The 20,246-nt window shown below is 64.5% G+C and carries 21 protein-coding genes; 7 read left to right on the top strand and 14 right to left on the bottom strand.

The window, feature by feature from the left end; translation table 11 throughout:
• The first annotated feature begins 4 nt into the window (after window positions 1–4).
• Together ACXJMY_RS21235 and ACXJMY_RS21230 are read left to right on the top strand one after the other, a co-directional pair.
• The gene (locus ACXJMY_RS21235; protein WP_456621296.1) at window positions 5–484 is read left to right on the top strand and encodes a PaaI family thioesterase; all 480 of its coding nucleotides are present in this window, start codon (window positions 5–7) and stop codon (window positions 482–484) included.
• Window positions 485–559: 75 nt separating this feature from the next.
• A complete protein-coding gene (locus ACXJMY_RS21230) occupies window positions 560–1,525 on the top strand; it encodes a DMT family transporter (protein ID WP_456621295.1) in 966 nt (321 codons plus the stop codon).
• Window positions 1,526–1,535: 10 nt separating this feature from the next.
• Here ACXJMY_RS21230 and ACXJMY_RS21225 read toward each other — a convergent pair whose 3' ends face one another.
• From ACXJMY_RS21225 to purQ, 3 genes are all read right to left on the bottom strand, one after another.
• Window positions 1,536–2,273, bottom strand: coding sequence for a tetratricopeptide repeat protein (locus tag ACXJMY_RS21225; RefSeq protein WP_456621294.1), 738 nt, complete (start codon window positions 2,271–2,273; stop codon window positions 1,536–1,538).
• A 197-nt stretch (window positions 2,274–2,470) separates the two neighbouring features.
• The gene (locus ACXJMY_RS21220; protein ID WP_456621293.1) at window positions 2,471–3,442 is read right to left on the bottom strand and encodes a tripartite tricarboxylate transporter substrate binding protein BugD; all 972 of its coding nucleotides are present in this window, start codon (window positions 3,440–3,442) and stop codon (window positions 2,471–2,473) included.
• Window positions 3,439–4,140, bottom strand: a complete 702-nt coding sequence (purQ, locus tag ACXJMY_RS21215; RefSeq protein WP_456621292.1) for a phosphoribosylformylglycinamidine synthase subunit PurQ — start codon at window positions 4,138–4,140, stop codon at window positions 3,439–3,441. The genes ACXJMY_RS21220 and purQ overlap by 4 nt, the downstream gene beginning before the upstream one ends.
• Before the next feature lie 170 nt (window positions 4,141–4,310).
• On the opposite strand from purQ, the gene ACXJMY_RS21210 reads away from it, so the two are divergent.
• The gene (locus ACXJMY_RS21210; RefSeq protein ID WP_456621291.1) at window positions 4,311–5,327 is read left to right on the top strand and encodes a magnesium and cobalt transport protein CorA; all 1,017 of its coding nucleotides are present in this window, start codon (window positions 4,311–4,313) and stop codon (window positions 5,325–5,327) included.
• A gap of 286 nt (window positions 5,328–5,613) precedes the next feature.
• Here the strand turns inward: ACXJMY_RS21210 and purS are convergent, their stop codons facing one another.
• Together purS and purC are read right to left on the bottom strand one after the other, a co-directional pair.
• Window positions 5,614–5,853, bottom strand: coding sequence for a phosphoribosylformylglycinamidine synthase subunit PurS (gene purS, locus ACXJMY_RS21205; protein WP_148773046.1), 240 nt, complete (start codon window positions 5,851–5,853; stop codon window positions 5,614–5,616).
• A gap of 13 nt (window positions 5,854–5,866) precedes the next feature.
• Window positions 5,867–6,634, bottom strand: a complete 768-nt coding sequence (gene purC, locus ACXJMY_RS21200; protein ID WP_008974302.1) for a phosphoribosylaminoimidazolesuccinocarboxamide synthase — start codon at window positions 6,632–6,634, stop codon at window positions 5,867–5,869.
• Window positions 6,635–6,955: 321 nt separating this feature from the next.
• On the opposite strand from purC, the gene ACXJMY_RS21195 reads away from it, so the two are divergent.
• The gene (locus ACXJMY_RS21195; protein ID WP_456621290.1) at window positions 6,956–7,279 is read left to right on the top strand and encodes a DUF1476 domain-containing protein; all 324 of its coding nucleotides are present in this window, start codon (window positions 6,956–6,958) and stop codon (window positions 7,277–7,279) included.
• Between the two features lie 114 nt (window positions 7,280–7,393).
• Here the strand turns inward: ACXJMY_RS21195 and cynS are convergent, their stop codons facing one another.
• The 4 genes from cynS to ACXJMY_RS21175 all read right to left on the bottom strand — a co-directional run bounded on the left by cynS (window position 7,394) and on the right by ACXJMY_RS21175 (window position 11,243).
• Complete coding sequence (gene cynS / locus ACXJMY_RS21190; RefSeq protein WP_456621289.1) at window positions 7,394–7,882, bottom strand: cyanase; 489 nt, start codon at window positions 7,880–7,882, stop codon at window positions 7,394–7,396.
• Window positions 7,883–7,919: 37 nt separating this feature from the next.
• Window positions 7,920–8,852: an ABC transporter ATP-binding protein gene (locus ACXJMY_RS21185; protein WP_456621288.1), complete on the bottom strand. Its 933-nt coding sequence runs from the start codon at window positions 8,850–8,852 to the stop codon at window positions 7,920–7,922.
• A gap of 5 nt (window positions 8,853–8,857) precedes the next feature.
• Window positions 8,858–9,697, bottom strand: coding sequence for a nitrate ABC transporter permease (gene ntrB / locus ACXJMY_RS21180; protein WP_456621287.1), 840 nt, complete (start codon window positions 9,695–9,697; stop codon window positions 8,858–8,860).
• 166 nt (window positions 9,698–9,863) lie between these two features.
• Window positions 9,864–11,243, bottom strand: coding sequence for a CmpA/NrtA family ABC transporter substrate-binding protein (locus tag ACXJMY_RS21175; RefSeq protein ID WP_456621286.1), 1,380 nt, complete (start codon window positions 11,241–11,243; stop codon window positions 9,864–9,866).
• A 159-nt stretch (window positions 11,244–11,402) separates the two neighbouring features.
• Here ACXJMY_RS21175 and ACXJMY_RS21170 point away from each other — a divergent pair, with 159 nt between their 5' ends.
• Window positions 11,403–13,331: a sigma 54-interacting transcriptional regulator gene (locus ACXJMY_RS21170; protein WP_456621285.1), complete on the top strand. Its 1,929-nt coding sequence runs from the start codon at window positions 11,403–11,405 to the stop codon at window positions 13,329–13,331.
• Window positions 13,332–13,337: 6 nt separating this feature from the next.
• On the opposite strand, the gene ACXJMY_RS21165 is transcribed toward ACXJMY_RS21170, so the two are convergent.
• Genes ACXJMY_RS21165 through ACXJMY_RS21155 form a run of 3 tightly spaced genes read right to left on the bottom strand, consistent with a single transcriptional unit; the run spans window position 13,338 to window position 15,973 of the window.
• Complete coding sequence (locus ACXJMY_RS21165; protein ID WP_456621284.1) at window positions 13,338–14,216, bottom strand: sulfurtransferase; 879 nt, start codon at window positions 14,214–14,216, stop codon at window positions 13,338–13,340.
• Window positions 14,217–14,264: 48 nt separating this feature from the next.
• Entirely contained in the window at window positions 14,265–15,398 is a 1,134-nt protein-coding gene (locus tag ACXJMY_RS21160; RefSeq protein WP_456621283.1) for an acyl-CoA dehydrogenase family protein, read from the bottom strand.
• A gap of 32 nt (window positions 15,399–15,430) precedes the next feature.
• Window positions 15,431–15,973 (bottom strand): OsmC family protein, encoded by a 543-nt coding sequence (locus tag ACXJMY_RS21155; RefSeq protein ID WP_456621282.1) that lies wholly within the window; start codon window positions 15,971–15,973, stop codon window positions 15,431–15,433.
• Between the two features lie 246 nt (window positions 15,974–16,219).
• Between ACXJMY_RS21155 and ACXJMY_RS21150 the strand changes: the two genes are divergently transcribed.
• Window positions 16,220–16,873 carry a TetR/AcrR family transcriptional regulator gene (locus tag ACXJMY_RS21150; protein ID WP_456621281.1) on the top strand — a complete coding sequence of 218 codons (654 nt, stop codon included), beginning with the start codon at window positions 16,220–16,222 and terminating at the stop codon, window positions 16,871–16,873.
• Between the two features lie 107 nt (window positions 16,874–16,980).
• Here the strand turns inward: ACXJMY_RS21150 and ACXJMY_RS21145 are convergent, their stop codons facing one another.
• Together ACXJMY_RS21145 and ACXJMY_RS21140 are read right to left on the bottom strand one after the other, a co-directional pair.
• Window positions 16,981–17,271, bottom strand: coding sequence for a hypothetical protein (locus ACXJMY_RS21145; protein ID WP_456621280.1), 291 nt, complete (start codon window positions 17,269–17,271; stop codon window positions 16,981–16,983).
• Window positions 17,272–17,448: 177 nt separating this feature from the next.
• Entirely contained in the window at window positions 17,449–18,648 is a 1,200-nt protein-coding gene (locus ACXJMY_RS21140; RefSeq protein ID WP_456621279.1) for a TrmJ/YjtD family RNA methyltransferase, read from the bottom strand.
• A 339-nt stretch (window positions 18,649–18,987) separates the two neighbouring features.
• Between ACXJMY_RS21140 and ACXJMY_RS21135 the strand changes: the two genes are divergently transcribed.
• Window positions 18,988–20,202, top strand: a complete 1,215-nt coding sequence (locus ACXJMY_RS21135; RefSeq protein WP_456621278.1) for an NADP-dependent isocitrate dehydrogenase — start codon at window positions 18,988–18,990, stop codon at window positions 20,200–20,202.
• The last annotated feature ends 44 nt before the right edge of the window (window positions 20,203–20,246 follow it).

The raw sequence follows: 20,246 nt of genomic DNA, 5'->3' as shown, positions 1-20,246 counted from the left end.
TTCCTTGCACGAATTGACCAAAACGGCCGCTCCGCCCCGCCCCGAGCTGCATGTCGCGACCGAGGGTGAGTTCAAGGGCTGGCAGACCTGGATCCGCGACAGCTTTGAGAACCATATCGGTCCCTTCTGGCACCGCCTGGAAGCGGACGGCAGCGTCCGCTGCGCCTTCCGGGTCGAAAAGAAGCACCTGAACGGCTCCGGCAACATCCATGGCGGCTGCTTCATGGCCTTCGCCGACTACTGCCTGTTCGCGATCGGCCGGAACGCGCTGAACGGCCGCGGCGTGACGGTCAACTTCGCCTGTGAGTTCCTGGATGCCGGGCACGAGGGCGAGCTGATCGAGTGCACCGGCGAGGTCACCCGCGCCGGTGGTTCGTTGATCTTCCTGCGCGGGCAGATGACCTCCGACGAGCGCCGGCTGTTCACCTTTTCCGGGACGATCAAGCGGGCCAAGCGGAAGTCGCTCCCTCAGCCAAACGCATAGCTCGACGCCTTCCCTTTTGGCGCCCCCTCGCCCAGACTTGCGAGAAGCGCGGTCGCGCCGGGGAGCAAGAACAAGGTGCCGCAGAGCACATCGGGGGCGGGTCGCACGACGGCGTCCGCATCAACGCCGCTACCGTCCATGGCCGCCACCGGCGCGCGCAGCTGGCGCGACTATGCGCTGCTGTTCGCGCTCGCCTGCTGCTGGAGCTCCACCTATCCGCTGGCCAAGCTCGCGCTGAACACGATCCCGCCGATCACCTTCATCTCCGCCCGTTCGCTGATCGCGGCCGCCTTCCTGTTCGCGATCCTGTGGATGCGCGGCGTCAGGATTCCGACCGATGCCAGGGCCTGGAAGCTGTTCGCGACCCAGCAATTGATCAACTCGACCTTCCCGTTCCTGATCATCACCTGGTCGCAGCTCTATGTGCCCGCATCGAACACGGTGGTGCTGGCTTCAACCACGCCGATCTTCGCCTTCCTGATCACCTCGCTGATCACGCGGCATGAACCGGCGACGCTGCTGAAGCTCGCGGGCGCGATCCTCGGTCTTGCCGGCACAGTCGTCATCGTCGGCCTCGATGCGCTGCACGGCCTCGGCAGCGAGATCGTGGCGGAGATCGCGATCCTGCTCGCCACCATCTCCTTTGCCTGCGCGACGATCTTCGGTCTGCGGCTGTCCGAATACGACCCAATGGTGGTGGCGGCCGGCTCGCTGCTGTTCGGCGGCCTCGTGCTGCTGCCGCCCTCGCTCCTCATCGACCAGCCCTGGACGCTGCATCCGACACCGACGGCGATCATCGCCACCATCGTCATGGGCATCGTCTCCAGCGCGCTCGGGCTGATGCTGTTCTACATGTGCCTCGGCCGGCTCGGCACGCTGACCACGAACGCGCAAGGGTATCTGCGCATCCCGATCGGCGTCGGGCTGTCCGTGCTGTTGCTCGGCGAGAGCGTGCCGTCGAACCTGGCGCTGGGACTGCTGCTGGTCATGGCCGGCGTCGCCGCGATGACGGTGCCGGCGGAGCGGCTGAAGAAGCGCTGAAGCGCGCCGTTCAGGCCGAGAGCTGCTTCTCGGCGATCGACAGCCATTCGGCCTGCGCCTCGCGCAGATATTTGGGCGCGCGCCGCATCTGGATCAGGAGCTCGTTGAAGACCAGGCGCGCCTCGGCGGTGCGGCCGACCATTTGCAGCAGCATGCCGTAGCGGACCCGCGCCTCGGCGCCCGGGAAGTAGCCGGCGACGGCATGATATTCCTCGAGCGCCTCGTCGAGGCGGCCGACTTCGGCCAGCGCGCGGGCGTACAACAGATGCGCATCGGCCGAGTCGAAATCCGGCCATTGCTTCTGGAGATCGTCCAGCGTCGCGAGCGCATCGGCCGCGCGATGGGCGGAAAACGCGGCCTGCGCCTTGCCCAGCGCATAGGCGGGATCGTGGCCCATTGGCAGTGCCAGAATGTGGTCGTAGTGCGCTTCCGCCTCGTCGAAGCGGCCGACCTTCGCGCACTCCTCGGCCAGCGCCGCGCGATTGGCAATGGTGTCGGTGCCGGCAAGCCGGTCGGACAGTTCGCGGTAGCGCTTCTCCGGATCGAGCCGGTTGGCGACGCGCTGGCGCGCCTGCCGCGCGCCGGGGCTCGAGAACCATTCGGGAATGAGCTCGACCGCGATATAGGCCAGCGCGCCGATCAGCGGCACCATCAGGATGATGAAGGCCCAGGGCTGCAGCCGCCCGGTTCGCGACGCGTGATAAATCAACGTGATATCGAGCAGCAGAACGACCAGAGCGACGGGCATGTGAGATCCGGAAGCACAACGACAGCGCAGGCTTCCTGATATCGCAACTGCCACGGCGAAACAACTTTGAGTTGCCCCACTCGACAGCAATCAAATAACGGGCGCCGGCGCCCTGATGGCGATGGATCAGTCGCTCCGACGGCGATGCAGGTTCATGAGGGTCGCGGCGGACGCAACGCCGCAAGGCGACGCGGCAACTACTTGGCGTCGTCCGCGAGCATTTTCCGGTATTTCTCGACGTCGCGCGTCACGAGCTGCTGAAGCAGCTCCGGCGCATGCTCGTTGTCGTCGGGCGCGACCGTCGACAGATCGGCAAAACGCTTCTTCACCGCGTCCGTCTCCACCGCCGTGCGCGCCGCAGCATTCAGCCTGGCAATGACGGCCGGCGGCGTGCCCTTGGGCGCGAACAGGCCGTTCCAGCCCTGCGCCTCGAATTCGGGCAGGCCCGCTTCAGCGGACGTGGGCAGATCGGGCAGCGAGGCCAGCCGCACGGTCGAGCCGACCACGAGCCCCCTCACCAGCTTGTCGCTGATCGACTGCGAGACGGAGGCTGCCGCATCGCAGACGCCGTCGATCTGGCTGCCGATCGCATCGGTGAGCGCCGGCGCCGCGCCGCGATAGCCGACCAGCGTCGCGTCGATCCCGGCGGCGGTGACGAAGCTCTTGCAGATCAAATAGTTCGAGGAGCCGACGCCGGCATGGCCGAGATTGATCTTGCCCGGGTTGGCCTTGGCGTAGGCGATGAACTCCTTCAGGTTCTTCGCCGGAAAATCCTTGCGCACGGCGAGAATGCCGAAGGTTTTCGCCACCATCGCGATCGGAACGAAGGAGTCCGGCGTGAACGGCAGCTTTGGATAGATCGTGTAGGTGGCAGCATTGGTGCCGGCATTGCCGATCGCGATGGTGTAGCCGTCCGGCTCGGCGCGAGCGGCTCGCGCCAGCGCGGTCGAGCCGCCGGCGCCTGCGACGTTCTCGATCACGATGGTCTGGCCGAGCGCGATGCCCATCTGCTCGGCGACCGTGCGCGCGATCACGTCCGAGGTGCCCCCGGCCGCGAACGGCACGATCATCGTGATCGGGCGCTTGGGGAAATCCTGGGCGAACGCGGCAGTCGCGAACGAAACCGCCGCGAGCGCGGCGAGACACCGCTTCAACACGAACGAAATCACGCGGCCTTTTCCAGGTGCTGGACGAGGCCGGCGAACAGGCCGCGGCCGTCGGTGCAGCCCATGATGTCTTCGACATGGTTTTCGGGATGCGGCATCATGCCGAGCACGTTGCCGCTGTCGTTGACGAGGCCTGCGATGGAATGCGCCGCGCCGTTGATGTTGTGGCGCTCGTCGACCACGCCGTCGGCCGAGCAGTAGCGGTAGAGCACCCGCCCCTCGCCCTCGAGCCGCTTGATGGTCTCTTCATCCGCCTCGTAATTGCCCTCGCCATGGGCGACCGGGACGCGGATCACCTGGCCGGCATTGTAGCCGCGGGTGAACGGCGTGTCGGAACGCTCGACGCGCAGATGCACGTCGCGGCAGATGAATTTCAGTTGCGCGTTGCGCATCAAGACGCCCGGCAGCAGGCCGGATTCGCAGAGGATCTGGAAGCCGTTGCAGACGCCGAGCACGAGGCCGCCCTTCGCCGCATAGTCGCGCACGGCATCCATCACCGGCGCACGCGCGGCGATTGCACCACAGCGCAGATAATCGCCGTAGGAGAAGCCGCCGGGTACGACCACGAGGTCGGTGCCTGCGGGCAGCGACGTCTCGGCGTGCCAGACCATCTCGGGTTCATTGCCCGAGATCAGCTTCAACGCCCGCGCCATGTCGCGCTCGCGGTTGATTCCGGGAAAGACGAGGATGGCGGCTTTCATTGGCTTTGGGTTCCGGGCAAGGGGGTTGGAATCGGGCTGGCCGGCGGCGAAATCGCGAAGAGACATAACCATTTGACGCGGATTTTACCAGTGCTAGCCTCGCTGGACGGCTTTGTGCACAGGCCATAGCCGACCATTTTGGCCGAACGATTTTGCCCGGGATTGAAGCCATGAACGTCCCGTCGCGCCCCGCATCCCAGTCCGAGCCGGTATCCGCCGAAGGCGTCGTCGCTGCCGGCGCCTATGTCGATGGCCGGCGCATCGCCAATATCGCCATCAGCGAGGCATCGAGCTGGCGCGCGAAACCCGGCCACGTGGTCTGGATCGGCCTGCACGAGCCGGACATGGCGCTGCTCAGCGCCGTGCAGAAACAGTTCGACCTGCACGAGCTTGCCATCGAGGACGCCAATCACGCCCATCAGCGGCCCAAGATCGAGCAATATGGCGAGGCCCTCTTCATCGTCGCACGCACGGCGCAATTGATCGAGGGCCGGATCGCCTTCGGCGAGACGCACATCTTCGTCGGCGAAGGCTATCTCGTAACGGTCCGGCACGGCGCTTCGACCTCCTATACGGCGGTACGCGAGCGCTGTGAGAGCTGTCCGCGGGCGCTCGCCCGCGGCGAGGACTACATCCTCTATGCCATCATCGATTTCATCGTCGACAACTACTCCCCCGTGCTCGAAAGCATTCACGAGGAAATCGAGGAGATCGAGGACGACGTGCTCTCGCACGCGATCACCAAGGCGCAGATCGAGCGGCTGTACATGCTGCGTCGTGACCTCCTGCGACTGCGGAACGCGATCGGTCCTCTGGTCGAAGTCTGCCGGCGGCTGGAGCATGACGAGCTGTCGATGGTGCGCCCGACCATGCAGCCCCTGTTCCGCGACGTCACCGACCACGTCCGCAACATCCAGGAGCGCATCGATTCCATGCGCGAGGTGCTGGCCTTCGCCTTCGAAGCGAGCCTCTTGGTCGGCCAGGCCCAGGAGACGGCGGTGTCGAAGAAACTAGCCTCCTGGCTCGCGATCCTCGCCGTCCCGACCGCAGTCGCCGGCATCTATGGGATGAACTTCAAATACATCCCCGAGCTGCAATGGGAGTACAGCTATTTCGTCGTCATGGGGATGATGGCGCTCGCCTGCCTCGGATTGTACTGGCGCTTCCGCCGCGTCGGGTGGCTGTGAGCCGCGAAAGGGCTGAGCCAACAGCTTCGTAGCCCGGATGGAGCGAAGCGTAATCCGGGACAGCGCCATCCCGGATACCTCCCGGATTTCGCTTCGCTCCATCCGGGCTACGATTGCAGCGTCACAGCCGGTCCAACTCCCCATCCTGAGGAGCGCGCCCTCTGCGCGCGTCTCGAAGGATGAAGGCCGAGGTGCGAGAGCCGGGCCTGCATGGTTCTCGCGGCGATGCGAAGCATCGTCCGCTAGACGCGCGTTCCGCGCTCCTCACCATGAGGATTTGGCAGGCTCAGACGATCTCCACCCGATAGTTCTCGATCACGGTGTTGGCGAGCAGCTTGTCGGCGGCGTCCTTCAGCGCGGCTTCGGCCTTGGCCTTGTCGGCGCCGGCAAGCTCGATGTCGAACACCTTGCCCTGACGGACGCTGGCGACGCCGTCGACGCCGAGCGACTTCAGCGCGCCTTCGATGGCCTTTCCTTGCGGATCGAGGATGCCCGTCTTCAAGGTAACGGTGACACGTGCCTTCACGTCGAAAACCCCTTTAGCTCTTCACCAGCACCGGGCCGGAGCCCGCCGGACGCTCGTTTTCCATGAGAATGCCGAGACGCTTTGCCACTTCGGTATAGGCCTCGAGCAGGCCGCCGAGGTCGCGGCGGAAGCGGTCCTTGTCGAGCTTCTCGTTCGACTTGATGTCCCACAGACGGCAGGAGTCCGGCGAGATCTCGTCGGCAACGATGATCCGCATCATTTCGTTCTCGAACAGCCGCCCGCACTCCATTTTGAAGTCGACGAGACGGATGCCGATGCCGAGGAAGAGGCCGGTGAGGAAGTCGTTGACACGGATGGCGAGCGCCATGATGTCGTCGATCTCCTGCGGCGTCGCCCAGCCGAAGGCGGTGATGTGCTCTTCCGACACCATGGGGTCGTTGAGCTGGTCGTTCTTGTAGTAGAATTCGATGATCGAGCGCGGCAGCTGCGTGCCTTCCTCGATGCCGAGGCGCTGCGACAGGGAGCCGGCGGCAACGTTCCGCACCACCACCTCGAGCGGCACGATCTCGACCTCGCGAATCAACTGCTCGCGCATGTTGAGGCGGCGGATGAAGTGGGTCGGCACCCCGATGTCGTTGAGGTGCTGAAACAGGTACTCCGAGATCCGGTTGTTGAGGACACCCTTGCCCTCGATCACCTGATGCTTTTTCGCATTGAACGCGGTGGCGTCATCCTTGAAGTGCTGGATCAGGGTACCGGGCTCCGGGCCTTCGTAAAGAACCTTTGCCTTGCCTTCATAAATGCGACGCCGACGGCTCATGGGGATGTACCGTGTTTTGTTGAAATCCATGTATCTGGTGTGCTCCGGTTGACTAGGATTACGACCCACAGCGGAGCTGCCGTGAACAGCCCGGAACCCGTCTATAACCCTTGGAAACAGAACAGGAACCAAACCTTCAGGCAACCTATCCGATTGGCCGACCCAGCACAATCGATCCGGCTCATCCGATGCCAACTTATACCGCCTTGCCTGCGGCTTAACGGCTCGTTGTTTTGCCGATTCGTGCCCCCTATCTAGGCATGCGCCGGGGCCGTCGCAACGAGGGCCGCCGGCTCCAGTCAGCAGGGAATTGGAAAAGGCATGAGCAATTTCGACAAGCGCGAGGAAGGTTTCGAGAAGAAATTCGCCCTCGACGAGGAGCAGAAATTCAAGGCGGAAGCCCGCCGCAACCGGCTGCTCGGCCTGTGGGCGGCCGAAAAGCTCGGCATCACCGGCGATGCGGCGGCGGCCTACGCCAAGGAGGTGGTCGCGGCCGATTTCGAGGAAGCCGGCGACGCCGACGTGCTGCGCAAGGTCATGGCCGATTTCGCCGCCAAGAGCGTCGCCGTCACCGAACAGGCGATTCGCGCCAAGATGAACGAGCTGATCGCCGTGGCGGCGGCCGAGGTGAAGGCGGGGACATAAGGCCGCGCGCGTCCCACACTCGCAGTCATTCCGGGGCGGTCCGTAGGACCGAACCCGGAATCTCGAGATTCCGGATCGGCGCTGTCGCGCCGTCCGGAATGACGGAGGGCCAAATCACCCCTCCTTGAAGCCATACTCCGGCACGTTGCCGCTGGCGCCGTAATATTTATACGGCAGGAACTTGCCTGACATCGTGATCTTGACGCGGTCGCCCTTCGGATTGGCGACGCGCTCGATGCCCATGTCGAAGTCGATCGCCGACATGATGCCGTCGCCGAACTCTTCCTCGATCAGCGCCTTCCAGGCCGGACCGTTCACCATCACCATCTCGTAGAAGCGGTAGATCAGCGGATCGGTCGGCGGCATCGGCGTGCCGGTGCCGCGCATCGGCACCTCGTTGAGCATGGCGGTCTCGGCCTTGGAGAGGCCGAACAGTTCGGCCGCATTGGCCGCCTGCGGCTTCGTCAGCTTCATCTGGCCCATGATCGCGCCGACGATCAAGACCTCGGAATAGCCGCCGATCTGCTCGCAAATGTGTTTCCAGCTCCAGCCCTTCTCGCGCTTGATGTCGAGCAGCTTCTCGGTGAGGTCTTCGCGTTTCATGTCAGGGTCTCCTTGGGTTTCGTCAGTTCTGGCTGCACTAGGAACACGTGGATGGCCGGGACAAGCCCGGCCATGACGTCTCCTTGAGCGGCTCTGGCTTGGCGTCGGACGCAATCGTCAGTCCGGGCTTGCCGATATGCACGACCGGCACGTTGCGTGGATCGTGGCCGGGCGCCTCCGCCGCAAACGTCTTGCTGCGCGTCACCAGGAAATCGATGATGTGGTTGCGCAGAGCGTAGTAGAGCGGATGGCGGTGCWGGTCGGTGCGGCCGCGATCCTTCGGCAGCGGATTTTCGACGACCTCCGCCAGCACCGCGCCCGGCCCATTGGTCATGAGAAAGATCTTGTCGGCGAGGTAAATTGCCTCGTCGACGTCATGGGTGATCATGAACGCGGTCTGGCCAGTCTCCAGACAGATGCGCCGCACCTCGTCCTGAAGCGTTCCGCGCGTCAGCGCGTCCAACGCCGAGAACGGCTCGTCCATCAGCATCATCTTCGGCGTGATCGAGAGCGCGCGGGCGATGCCGACGCGCTGCTTCATGCCGCCGGAGAGCTCAGAAGGACGCTTGTGCTCCGAGCCGGTCAACCCGACGAGATCGATGAAGGTCTGGGCGTGCGCCTTGACCTTGGCGCGATCCCAGCTCCGCCATTTCGAGCTCACGGCATAGGCGACGTTGCCGAGCACCGTGCGCCAGGGCAACAACGCGTGGCTCTGGAAGATCACGGCGCGGTCGAGGCTGGTGCCCGAGATCGCCTGCCCGTCGACGATGACGGCGCCCTCGCTCGGCGCGTCGAGGCCGGCGAGGATGTTGAGCACCGTGGTCTTGCCGCAGCCGGAATGGCCGATCACGCAGCAGAACTCGCCCCGCGCCATCGACAGCCACAGATTCTCGAACACCGTCGTCGTGGCGCCACTGGCGCCCGGATAGCGCTTGGCGATGCCTTCGATGGAGATGAATTTTGCGGTCACAGCCCCTACTCCGGAAACGTGACCAGGCGCGTGAAGCGCGCGAGGATCTGGTCGAGCAGCATGCCGACGACCCCAATCAGCAGGATCGCGATGATGACATTGGTGATCGAGAGGTTGTTCCACTCGTTCCAGACGAAGTAGCCGATGCCGGTGCCGCCGACGAGCATCTCGGCGGCGACGATCACCAGCCAGGCGATGCCGATGGAGATGCGCATGCCCGTCAAAATCGTCGGCGCGGCTGCGGGGAGGATCACGGTGAAGGCGCGCCTGAGCGTGCCGACCTCGAGCGTGCGCGCGACGTTGATCCATTCCTTGCGCACGCTGGCAACGCCAAACACGGTGTTGAGCAGCATCGGCCAGATCGAGCAGATGAAGATGACGAATATCGCCGAGATCGAGGAATCCTTGATGGTGTAGAGCGCGAGCGGCATCCAGGCCAGCGGCGAGATCGGCTTCAGCACCTGGATGAAGGGATCGAGCGCCTTGCTCAGCAGCGGCGACATGCCGATCAGGAAGCCGAGCGGAATGGCGACGAGCACCGCCAGCAGATAACCGGTGCCGACGCGCGCGATCGAATAGGCAAGCTGGATGCCGAGCCCCTTGTCGTTCGGCCCGTTGTCGTAGAACGGCCGCCGCAGATGCTCCCAGAGCTTTGCGCCGACATCGAGCGGACCGGGCATGGCCGATTTGCCCTGTGTCGCGGTCAGCCCCATCAGCTTGGCGTATTCGGGGGTCATCGTGGCGACGGCGCCGGTCGAGCGCGTGGCGAGATGCCAGATGCCGAGGAACGCGGCCAGCAGCGCGATCGAGACGAGGCCGGCGCGAAGGCGGAGGGAGGATGTCATTGCGCGAGATCTCTCCACGCGTCGTCCCGGCGAAGGCCGGGACCCATAACCCCAGGGAAAAGTTTGCCGAAGACTCGTTGCCCGGTACTGCTGCCTTCCGCAACCGATAGATCACGCGGTATGGGTCCCGGCCTTCGCCGGGACGACAAGGGCGAGAGAGACTTGCTCACGACGCCTTCCTGATCTTGAAGCTCGCGACGTAATCCTCCGGCTTGGCCGGATCGAAAGCCTTGCCCATCACCGCGAACGACTTGTAGCTGCTCGCCGGCGGTGTGAGGCCCATCTCCGTCATCAGCTTCCTGGTGTCGGTGGCCAGATACACCTGCTCTGCCACCGCCTTGTAGTCGACGTCGCCCTTGATCTGGCCCCAGCGCTTCATCTGCGTCAGCATCCACACCGCAAACGACTGCCAGGGGAACGGATCGAAGTCGACGCGCTTCGCGTCGGTCTTCACCCCGCCGAGACCGTCGGCATAGGTGCCGGTCAAAACCTGCTCCAGCACAGTCACCGGTGCGTTGATGTAGTTGGCCGGCGCGATGGCCTCCGCGATCTGCTTGCGGTTCTCCGCCTTCGACGCATAGGCCGTGGCATCGACGATCGCGCGTGTCAGCGCGGCAAAACTGTTCGGCGCGGTCGTGATGAACTCGCGGCTGGCGGCAAAGCTGCAGCAGGGATGGCCGTCCCAGATCTCCTTGGACAAGAGATGCATGAAGCCGACGCCATCATAGATCGCGCGCTGGCAGATGTTGTCCGGCGCGAGGAAGCCGTCGATGTTGTCGGCGCGCAAATTGGCGACCATTTCCGGCGGCGGCACCGAGCGCAGCTGCACGTCGGTGTCGGGGTCGAGCCCGTGCTCGGCGAGATAGTAGCGCAGCAGATAGTTGTGCATGGAATAGTCGAAGGGGATCGCGAATTTCAGGCCCTTCCAGTCCTTCGGATCGCGCTTGTCCTTGTGCTTCGTCGCCAGCACGATGCCCTGCCCGTTGATGTTCTCGATCGCGGGAACAGCGAAAGGAATGGCGTTGGCACCGAGACCCAGCGAGATCGCGATCGGCATCGGCGCGAGCATGTGTGCGGCGTCGTATTCCTTGTTGATGGTCTTGTCGCGGATCACGGCCCAGCCAGCGGTCTTGACCACTTCGACGTTGAGGCCGTGCTTGGAATAGAAGCCCAGCGGCGCCGCCATGATGATCGGCGTGGCGCAGGTGATCGGGATGAAGCCGACCTTGAGGTCCTTCTTCTCGGGCGCCCCAGTCTGCGCAAACACTTCGGTCGCCGTCTTGAGCGGGAAAAACTGCGACAGCGCCGCAAGCGCGGTCGACGCACCGACCGACTTCAGGAAGGCGCGCCGCGCAACGTCCTGCGGAAACATCGCGCGCATCACGGCGGATGCAACGACGCCCTCGTAGCGCTTCTCCTCGCTCTCGACGGGCGCGCAGCGCATCGCCGTGGCCTGCTCGTGCTCCGCCGCGGATTGGTGCTGGCCACAGACGCAGCCGGCTCGAAGGTTGCGATCGGGATCAAACGGATTGTCGAACGTAGACATCGGACCTCCTGCGCGTCATTGCAGGGGGAATTACGCAAGGAGCATGCCACCGCCTTTCGGCCGGCCAGTGCTTTGATGACGCAGCACTTTTCATCACACTTGGTCGCTACGAAAACTCGTGATATACGATAATTCGTAGTTCAATCACGAGATTTCGTAATGGCAACGACGCCAATGCTCGTTTCCGATGATACCGCCGAGGCGATCGATCCGCGCGTCGCGGCCTTCGAATCCTCCGTCGAGGCCACGCTGCTGGTCGATCCCTATGCCGACCAGATCATCGATGCCAATCCGGCCGCCTGCGCCCTGCTCGGCTACGACCGCGCGCTGCTGCGGCAGACCAGGGCCAGCACCCTGCACGCCGGCGAGCTTCCGGCGCTGACCGTGTTCACGCAGGCCGTGCTGCACAAGGGCGCCTACTGGACCACGGCGCTTACCCCCCGCCATGCCACCGGGCAAAATCTCCGGCTGGAATATGCCGGCTGCGTCCTGCCCCATGACGGCCGCACGCTGGTGCTGCTCACGCTGACCGATCTCGACGCGCGCCGCCGCCGCAATGTCGATGCCGCCGCCGAAGACCACATGCGCAGCGGCATCTCGACCTGGCAGCGGGTCGAGCGGGTGTTCCAGGACATTGAGCGCGAGAACCAGCTGATCCTGCGCGCCGCCGGCGAAGGCATCTATGGCGTGAACGCGGAAGGAAAGACCACCTTCGTCAACCCTGCCGCCGAACGCATGCTGGGCTGGACCGCCGAGGAGCTGGTCGGCAAGGAGATCCACCCAATCGTGCACCACACCCACCATGATGGCCGGCACTATCACAACCACGACTGCCCGATCTATGCGGCGTTCCGCGACGGCGCCGTGCACCAGGTCGACGGCGAAGTGTTTTGGCGCAAGGACGGCTCGCCGGCGTGGGTCGAATACACCTCCACGCCCATTCGCGACCGCGGCGTCGTGGTCGGCGCCGTCGTAGTGTTCCGCGACGTCAGCCAGCGGCGCGAGGCCGACGAGAAGCTGCACGCCGCGCTCACTGAAGTCGACCGCCTGCGCGAGCGGCTGGAGCTGGAAAACGCCTATCTCCAGGAGGAAATCCGCATCGAGACCAACCCCCGCGGCATCATCGGCCAGAGCGAGGCGGTCCAGAAGACGCTGCGCCAGGTCAAGCTGGTGGCGCCAACCACCGCGGCCGTGATGATCACCGGCGAGTCCGGCACCGGCAAGGAGCTGATCGCCCGCGCCATCCATGAGGACTCCACCCGCAGCGACCGCCCGCTGATCCGCGTCAACTGCGCCGCAATCCCGCGCGAATTGTTCGAGAGCGAGTTCTTCGGCCATGTCCGCGGCGCCTTCACCGGCGCGACGCGCGACCGCATCGGCCGGTTCGAGCTCGCCGACGGCGGCACGCTGTTCCTCGACGAGGTCGGCGAGATCCCGCTCGAACTCCAGGGCAAGCTGCTGCGGGTGTTGCAGGAAGGCCATTTCGAGCGCGTCGGCCAGGAGCGCACCCGCGCGGTCGACGTCCGCGTCATCGCCGCGACCAACCGCGACCTCAAGCAGGAGGTCCAACGCGGCCGTTTTCGCGAGGATCTCTATTTCCGCCTCAACGTCTTCCCGATCGAGACGGTGCCCTTGCGCGAGCGGCGCGAGGACATTCCGCTGCTCGCGCAGCATTTTTTGACGCGCGAGAGCAAGGCGCTGAAGTCGAATCTGCGCCTGTCGGAGGGCGATGCGCGGCGGCTGACCCGCTACGACTGGCCTGGCAACGTCCGCGAATTGCAGAACGTGATCGAGCGCGCCGCGATCCTGTCGCAGAACGGCCGGTTGCGCATCGATCTGCCGGATGCGTCCGGCGCGCAAGCTCCGACCGGCGCCGCACGCCAGAAAGCGGATGCGCGTCCGGCGGTCATGACGTCGTCGGAGATGCGCGACCACGAGCGCGCCAACATCCTCGCCGCGCTCGAGGCCTGCGCGGGAAAAGTGTTCGGCCCCGGCGGCGCGGCGGAGATGCTGGATATCAAGCCGACCACGCTGGCCTCGCGGATCAAGGCGCTCGGGATAGCGCCCCGTCCGCGGGCCTTCGGTTAGCGACGCTCACGCCGCCTTGGTCGTCACATCAGACGCAATCGGCAGGCCCTGCTCGATCGGCAGCGACGGATCGCGCGACCATTCGTTCCAGGAGCCGAAATACATCCGCACGTCCTTCACGCCGGCATTCTTCAGCGCGAGGAAGGTGTTCGAGGCGCGCGCGCCCTTGAAGCAGTAGAGATAGACCGGCGTGCTCTGCGAGATGCCGACGGTGGCGCATTCCGCCAAAATCTCGTCCTTGGACTTGAAGCGCGGGCCTTCGGCGGTCGGCTTCATCATCCGGTACCATTCCAGCCACACCGCGCCGGGGATGCGGCCCTTGCGCGGGCAGAAATCCTTCCCGTAAGGAGACGAGCTGTCGCCGATCCACTCATCGACGTCGCGGACGTCGAGGATGGCGATGCCGGGCTTGCCGACGGCGCCGAGCATGGTCTTGGCGTCGATCAGGATCTCGCCCGCTTCCGGCACGATCGAGAACGAGGCCTTTGCGGGTGCCGGAACATCCTTCGTCACCGGAAAACCCGCGGCCGACCAGGCGTCGAAACCGCCATGCAGCACCTTCACCTTGGGATAGCCGAGCATGGTGAGGAGGTAGTAGCCGCGGCAGGACTGGCCGAAGCCGGAATTCATCGACTGCTCGTAGATCACAGCCGTTTCCTTGCCGGAGAGGCCGGCGCCGCCAAAGGCGTCCGCGAATTTTGTCTTCAGCTCGCTGATCCCTTCCGGCGTCGAGGTCGCCAGGAAAGTGAAAATCTCGTGGACGTTGACGGCGTTAGGGAGATGCCCGGCGGCGTAGGCGTCGGGGTTGCGGGTGTCGACGATGACACATGGCTCGGTCTTCAAGAGATCGGCAAGTTCGACGGCAGTGATCAGGACGTCAGTCATGGCAGCCTCTCCGTTGAGGTTGGGGGTCTTCGGGGTGGACTCGTAAAATCAGGCGTCGGCGAGCATCTTGCGCAACTGCTTGGTGGCAGGCGTGACGATCGCGACGAAATAGGCCTCGCGCAGGCGGCGCTGCACGCGGTGGCTCTTGAGATAGCCGCGCGCGCCACAATGCAGCATCGCCGCATGCGCCGCCGCGACGCTGGCCTCGCCCGCGCGCAGGCGCAGCGCGATCACCTTGCGCCAGTAGGTCTCCTCTTCGTTGTAGGGATCGCGCGCCAGCGCCATGGTCTCCGCCTCGAGCTCGGCGGCGAGATCGCGGACATGCACCGGCTGCTGCGGCAGATAGCGGTTGATGTGGCCGAGCGGACCCCCGACCTCGTCCATGATGTTGACGCAGTCCCGGATCAGGCCGAGCGCCATGCCGGCCTGGAGCAGGATGAAGCCGGCGCGGATCTTCTTGACGAAGGGCGCGGCGGGATCGGCGAGGATCAGCTCATCCGGCACGAAGACGTCGCGGAACTGCACGCCATAGGTGCCGGTGCCGTCCATGGCGAGGAACGGCTTGCACGGCGTCAGCGTGATCGCGGGGTCGGAGCAGTCGGCGAGAAACATCACAGTGCCGGGCTCGCCACTTGCGATGCCCTGATCGTCCTCGCGCTCAAAAATGGTGCCGAAATAATGGTCGGGGCCGAGATTGGACACCCAGGGCAGCGCGCCGCGCACGATGTAGCCGCCCTCGACCTTGCGCCCTTTCAATTTCAGCTTCTCGATGCCGAAGAAGCTTTTCATCGGATTGGACAGCCCGGTGCCGCCGAGCAGCCGGCCGGTCGAAAAACCGTCGCCGAACCGTTTTGCCAGCTTCATGTTGGTCGAGTTGGCCGCGTACCAGACCAGCGTGTTCTGGCACCAGGCCATGAAGGCCGTGGCACCGCAGACCTCGCCGATCGCCGCCATCGCCTGGATCGCGCAGCGCAAATCCGCAGGACCCTCCTGGGGCATGTGACTGCCCCATGCGCCGACCTCGCCGAACCGGCGCAGCACCTCGGCCGGATAGACCGCGCCGTCGTCGATGCCGGCGGCGAGCGGCGCAAGCTGCTCCCGCGCGATCCGCGCCACCTCCCCTGCAATGGACGGTGCGGGCTGATCCAAAACTTCGGCCCGTGATAAAGCCAGTGAACCCATGATCGTCTCCCGCACCTTGTCCTGGTTGATGGCTAGATGCCGACCTCGAGATTGACCGGGCGGGTGAAAGTGTTGGCGACCGGCGACCATTTCTTCACATGGGCGACCAGCGCGTTGATCTCGTCCTGCGCGATGCCCTCGCACTCCATGTCGACCTTGACCCGCACATCGGTGAAGCCGACCGGCTTGTCGGAGACGTCGCCGGTGCCCCAGACCGCGGTGATGTTGAGGTCGCCCTCGAGCTCGAGCTCGAGCTTGTTGACGATCCAGCCGCGATGCACGGCGTTGGCGTGCAGGCCGACCGCAAGGCAAGAGCCGAGCGCGGCGAGCGAGGCTTCCGACGGATTGGGCGCAGTGTCGTCGCCGAGTAAGCCCGGCGGCTCGTCGACGATATAGGGTGGCAAATTGCGGATATAGTTGGCGTGGCGGAATTTTCCTTCCGCGACCGTCTTGCACTTCAAGGTCTTGATGACCTTCGGATTGGCCTTGCCGTTGGCGATCAGTTGCTCGAGGCCATTCTTGTCGATGGGCGCGAGGCAACCCGTCAGCACTGTTTTTTGAACGACGGCAGTCATCATCTTCTCCCTGGCAGAAGTGGAAATCGGTAGGATACCGAACGGTCTGTTTCCTTGCATGGAGCGTGCCAGAGGAAGCCAAAAACAAAATGCGAAGCATTGGAGCCGCTTAGCCGGCGCTGCCTGCGGATTGATCAGCCGCCTCGTGCTCAAAGGCGGAGCAGATGAGCGAGCGGATGCGAATCTTTTCAGCGCGGAACAGATGCGGCTTGCTGATGCGGCGCGGCTGCGGGTAAGTTTGGACTCATGGCAAAGACGTCATCAAAGAAGAATTCAAATCCGCCCCATGCCGGTGCCGGCGAGGACGAGTCCGCACGCGGGCGCCTCTTGAGCGCCGCGACGCATCTGTTCTGCAAGAACGGAATCAACGCCACCGGCATCGATGCGATCATCGAGGAAGCCGGCACCGCGAAGACCACGCTCTACAAGCTGTTCGGCTCCAAGACCAATCTCGTCAATGCGGTGCTGGAGAGCGAAGGCAAGCAGTGGCGCGAATGGTTCATCGGCGCCATGGAAGACGGCGGCGGCGACGCGCAGACAAAACTCACGCGCATCTTCCCGGCGCTGAAGAGCTGGTTCGCCGAAGAGCGCTTCTACGGCTGTCCCTTCATCAACGCGGTCGGCGAGCACGACAAGGACGCCAAGCAGTTCCGCAACATCGCGCTGAAACACAAGAAGATCGTGCTCGGCCACATCGAGAAGCTCGCCGGCGAGCTCGGATCGGCCGAGCCAGCGGTGTTGGCGCATCAGCTCGGGCTCCTCATCGACGGCGCCATCGTCGCAGCGATGATCTCGCGCGATCCGGGCGTGGCGGATACGGCCGCGCTCACCGCCGGCCCCCTGCTCAGCCAGTCCAAGACGAAGAAGAAGCGCGCGGCGGATCAGCTGGAAACGGTGTGAATCTTCGTAGGGTGGGCAAAGGCGCAAAGCGCCGTGCCCACCATTTCTACCTCAGTTGATCGGTCGAAGAATGGTGGGCACGCTTCGCTTTGCCCACCCTACGAGATCTATAAATTCACTATTTGGACGGGCTGATTTCGCTGGTCATTCCACAAACCGGCGAACTCCAAAACCTCTTCCACCGTCTCATTCGTGTGCGAGGTGGTCACGACAAAGCGTGTGTCATCCGTCCCGTCGCCTACGACGAGTTCATCGATGATGTCCTCGATCCGTGCGGCGCCCTCTCCGACGACTGCAATGAGAGCAACGCGATCACGAAGACACTGCTCGACAAAGGCAGCCAACAGACCTTCGCTCGATAGCGGCAGGCGAAGGACGACCCTTGACGGATAGCTCATCTAATTCTCCGCGGCGTGGCGAACAGCTCTCCCCTGACTTCGCGCCATTTTCGTGGGGTGGGTAAAGCGACTTGTCCGCCGTAGCTTGAAAATCGAAGGCGGAAGCGTGCCCACCAACGCGCTCGGAAACAAAAGTGGCGGGCACGGCGCTACGCGTCTTTGCCCATCCTACGAGAGCTACGCGCTCTGCTCGATCATCCCCTGCAGCCGCACCAGCTCCGCCTCCAGGTCGCGCTCGACATCCGCGGCCCTGATCTCCATCACCCGATAATCTCGCGCCTCCAGCCACGTCCGCCGTCCCGCCCGGTCCGCCGCGATGGTCTCGCCCTCGCCCGGATTGACCAGCTCGATCGCGATCCGGTGCGGGAACGAGACGAAGTCCGGGATGTGCCGGCCGACCGGGGTCTGGCGCTTGAACTGACCGGCGAAACGACGGTCGCGGGTCAGCGCCTGCCAGAGCAGGCGCTCGGCATCGGTCGGGTTGCGGCGGAGCAGACGCGCGAGGCCGCGCACGGTCGAGCCGCTGTCGGAGACACCACCGCCCTGCCCGTGCTCGGCCAGCAGCGCGCGCAGCCGCGTCGCCTGCGCGCCGTCGAGCACGCCGCCCTTGGCCGGACCCTTGCGTCCCTCGGCGATTGCCATCACCACGCCGTGCAGGGTGTGCATGTCCTGCTTGGTCGGGTCCATCCGGGTGAAGATGTTGCGCAGGTTCACCAGCATGGTGTCGCGCTTCTCGGCCGGGCGCAGGAACTCGACCTTGTCGAGCTCCCGGATCAGGTTCTCGAAGAAGGCCTGGATCTGGTGCTGCGAGGCGCGCTCGGAGCGCTCGGGCATGGCGTGCGGCAGCTCGCCGGACGTCGCCCGCTTGAACCATTCATAGCCGATCAGCAGCACGGCCTGGGCGAGGTTGAGCGAGGCAAAGCCCGGATTGACCGGGAAGGTGATGATGCGGTTGGACAGGCCAACCTCCTCGTTGGTCAGGCCCCAGCGCTCCCGGCCGAACAGGATGCCGGCCTTGCCCCCTGTCGCGACGTGACCCGAAATCTCGGCCGCGGCGGCCTCGGGCCCGACCACCGGCTTGGCCTGGTCATGGGGGCGCGCGGTGGTGGCGAACAGCAGGTCGAGGTCGGCGACGGCCTCACCGACCGTGTCGAACAATTCGACCCGTTCCAGAATGTGGTCGGCGCCGGCCGCGGCGCGCTGGGCGGCGATGTTGGGCCAGCCGTCGCGGGGGTTGACGATGCGCAAGGAGCTGAGCGCAAAGTTACCCATGGCGCGTGCGGCCATGCCGATGTTTTCCCCGAGCTGCGGCTCGACCAGGATCACGATGGGACCGTCGAGGGCGAGGCCCGCCTTGCTCTTGTCAGTCCCCGACATCTCGTCTCGCTTTCACGCTGCCTCTCCAAGGCCTTGGAGAGGAGGCCTCAGGAATTGATTCAAGCCGGCTGCCCGGCCGGCTCTGCCCGCTCGCCTGTCGTTTGCCTGTCCTGACGAAATTCTCAAGGGAAATAACGGGTTGGAATCGACTTTTGAATCTCGCCCGAAACTTCAGCCCCGGCCCGGCCGGACGGCGGCCCGCCGCTCCCCGTCTGCGGAAGCTGGATGAGCTAAAAGTGCATAATCCCTTGGCTTTCGCCCGCCGCGTCCCGGTGCTAAGAGGCGGCGGATATTCCCGTGGCGCGCCAATAGCGCCGTTCCCAAGAGGCTTCCCCGATCATGGCAAAAATCAAGGTGACCAACCCCGTCGTCGAACTCGATGGCGACGAGATGACCCGGATCATCTGGCAGTACATCAAGGACAAGCTGATCAACCCGTTCCTCGATGTCGAGCTGCTCTACTTCGATCTGGGGATGGAGTACCGCGACCAGACCAACGATCAGGTCACCATCGACGCCGCCGAAGCCATCAAGAAGGTCGGCGTGGGCGTCAAGTGCGCCACCATCACCCCGGACGAGGCCCGGGTGAAGGAGTTCAACCTCAAGCAGATGTGGAAGTCGCCGAACGGCACCATCCGCAACATCCTCGGCGGCTGCATCTTCCGCGAGCCGATCATCTGCAAGAACGTGCCGCGCCTCGTTCCCGGCTGGAGCAAGCCGATCATCATCGGCCGCCACGCCTATGGCGACCAGTACCGCGCCACCGACATCAAGTTCCCGGGCAAGGGCACCCTGTCGATGAAGTTCGTCGGCGAGGACGGCACCGTGATCGAGAAGGAAGTGTTCAAGGCCCCGGGCGCCGGCGTCGCCATGGAGATGTACAATCTCGACGACTCCATCATCGATTTCGCCCGCGCCTCCTTCAACTACGGCCTGATGCGCAACTATCCGGTCTATCTCTCGACCAAGAACACCATCCTCAAGGTCTATGACGGCCGCTTCAAGGACATCTTCCAGGACATCTTCGACCGCGAGTTCAAGAAGCAGTTCGACGCCAAGGGCCTGACCTACGAGCACCGCCTGATCGACGACATGGTGGCCTCGGCGCTGAAATGGTCCGGCGGCTACGTCTGGGCCTGCAAGAACTACGACGGCGACGTGCAGTCCGACACCGTCGCGCAGGGCTACGGTTCGCTCGGCCTGATGACCTCGGTGCTGCTCACCCCCGACGGCCAGACGGTCGAAGCCGAGGCCGCCCACGGCACGGTGACCCGCCACTACCGCGAGCACCAGAAGGGCAAGGAGACCTCGACCAACTCGATCGCCTCGATCTTCGCCTGGACCCGGGGCCTCGCCCACCGTGCCAAGCTCGACAACAACCCGGAACTCGCGAAGTTCGCGACCACCCTGGAGAAGGTCTGCGTCGACACGGTCGAGGAAGGTTACATGACCAAGGACCTCGCGCTCCTGGTCGGCGCCGACCAGCGCTGGCTCTCGACCACCGGCTTCCTCGACAAGGTCGCGGAAAACCTCACGAAAGCGTTGGCGGCGTAAGCCTGCGCATTATTTCCGCCTGATCGGGGTTAAACATCATGATG

The sequence above is a fragment of the Bradyrhizobium sp. P5_C12 genome, from assembly GCF_054049735.1.
Note: the sequence above shows the minus strand (reverse complement) of the source record. Positions and strands in the feature narration are given on the sequence as shown.